The sequence below is a fragment of the Nostoc sp. FACHB-888 genome (genome assembly GCF_014696655.1).
GTDB lineage: Bacteria > Cyanobacteriota > Cyanobacteriia > Cyanobacteriales > Nostocaceae > Nostoc.
In genome coordinates, this window is sequence record NZ_JACJQM010000409.1 from 1 (window position 1) to 1844 (window position 1844).

Genomic DNA, 1844 nt, shown 5'->3' on the forward strand with positions numbered 1-1844 from the left:
AAGCCTTTTCGGGATGTAAACGCAACCCGTTGGAGTGCTGCAATGATTGAGTGGGCAAAATTTAACGGGATTATGCAAGGCTATTCTGATGGCACTTTTCGGCCTACCCAAACAGTAACCCGTGCTGAGTTGATGGCGGTATTGCGTAAAGCCATTCAGTATGCCCTGGAGGGCGGAGGAATTTCAGGTATGAGAAACTTGCAGCAGCCAATAGCGTTCAGTGATATATCTAATCATTGGGTGGGAAAAACAATTACAGAGATGTCTGTCTACTGCGGTGTTGCCACTCCCCTCAACGAAACTGGAAATGCCTTTTCTCCTAATCTTGGTACACGGCGTAATTATGCCGCAGCAGCCACATTACGTTTGCTCAACTGTCTTTTGGGTGTTTAAACAAAAACCAAAGCCATAAGATTAAAATTTAAACATTGCTGTCCCTTTCAATGTACTAGTTCTAAAACACGCCCTAGCTTGCCACACCAGGCAAACCCTGCATCTGAGGCAAAAAATTTATCGGTTGGGTATGAAGCCTGCCCCATTTTCTCTAATGCTCGAACGGGAATAGCGTCTTTGATATGAGAAGACTCGCTACCACTTCGCTATCTCAAAGCCAGGTACAGATTGCTTTTTAAATTTTCGGGCAAGTTTAATGCCAATACGCCTTACGAGCCTTCTTAGGCTTTAACAACCAGCATAAGTAATAATACGGTAGTAAGTATTCTCTAATGTATCGGTATAATATATAGTAGTTGCCCTAAGTTTTACTTTTTTTAAATCTGTAGGCTAGATTAGCTTAAAAGTTGCTACAGAAAAATTAGTAACTGATACACCCCTTTAGGGCATTGGATGTCAAGTTGCAGTCATATTTATAAAACAAAATTAGGTGTAGCAAAAGGAGGCTTCCATGTACGGGTTAGTAAATAAGGCGATTCAAGACATGGTATGCAGTGGATATAGTGAACAAATTTGGAAACAAATTAAGCACAAAGCAGAGGTAAATGTAGATGTTTTCCTTAGTATGGAAAGCTATCCCGATGACATTACTCATCGCCTAGTAAAAGCTGCGAGTGTAATTTTGAGTTTATCGTCCGCAGAGATTATGCAAGCATTTGGGGAATTCTGGGTTCAGTACACTGCCCAAGAAGGCTATGGCGAAATGATGGATATGAGCGGGGATACGCTCCCAGAGTTTTTAGAAAACCTTGACAATCTTCATGCTCGTGTGGGTGTGAGCTTTCCTAAACTCCAGCCTCCATCATTTGAGTGTACTGATATGGAAGAAAATTCTTTGAACTTACACTATCGCTCTAGTAGAGAGGGGCTATCGCCGATGATTCTGGGTCTAGTTAAAGGATTGGGAGCAAGATTTGATACAAAAGTTGAGATTACTCAAACCCAGACACGAGATGAAGATGCTGAATGTGATGAATTTTTAGTGATTTATAAACCAAATTGAGTGTAGCAGGATGGCATCTCCTTACTTACCTCTCTCAGCAGAATTGCTGATGAAAGCTTTTCCCTTTCACTTTGCGTTTAACCGTAATCTGGAAATTGTACAAGCTGGTGATGTTTTAGAGCGTATTAGTCCTGAAACACTAGTTGGTCAATTAATAAACCAGAATTTTTGGATTAATCGTCCCAAAATTCCAATTGAGTTTGATGCTATTAATAAACAATCCCGCGCTCTTTTCATATTAGAGTTTCTCCCCAATGGAATGCAGCTTAAGGGTCAAATGATGTATCAGGCAGAGCAGGAGGTAATCTTTTTCTTAGGTTCTGTTTGGATTACAGAGACAGATAGCCTTGCTCCTCTGGGTATCAAACTCAAAGATTTTGCAATTCAC

2 protein-coding genes and 1 pseudogene are annotated in these 1844 nt (G+C 40.8%); all 3 read left to right on the forward strand.

Going from position 1 to position 1844, the window contains the following annotated elements:
* On the forward strand, positions 1–393 hold a 393-nt coding region (locus H6G26_RS41460; protein WP_190737932.1), incomplete at its 5' end, for an S-layer homology domain-containing protein.
* 511 nt (positions 394–904) lie between these two features.
* Positions 905–1456 carry a heme NO-binding domain-containing protein gene (locus tag H6G26_RS41465; protein WP_190737934.1) on the forward strand — a complete coding sequence of 184 codons (552 nt, stop codon included), beginning with the start codon at positions 905–907 and terminating at the stop codon, positions 1454–1456.
* A 10-nt stretch (positions 1457–1466) separates the two neighbouring features.
* Positions 1467–1844: pseudogene (locus H6G26_RS41470) on the forward strand (histidine kinase); the annotation flags it as partial.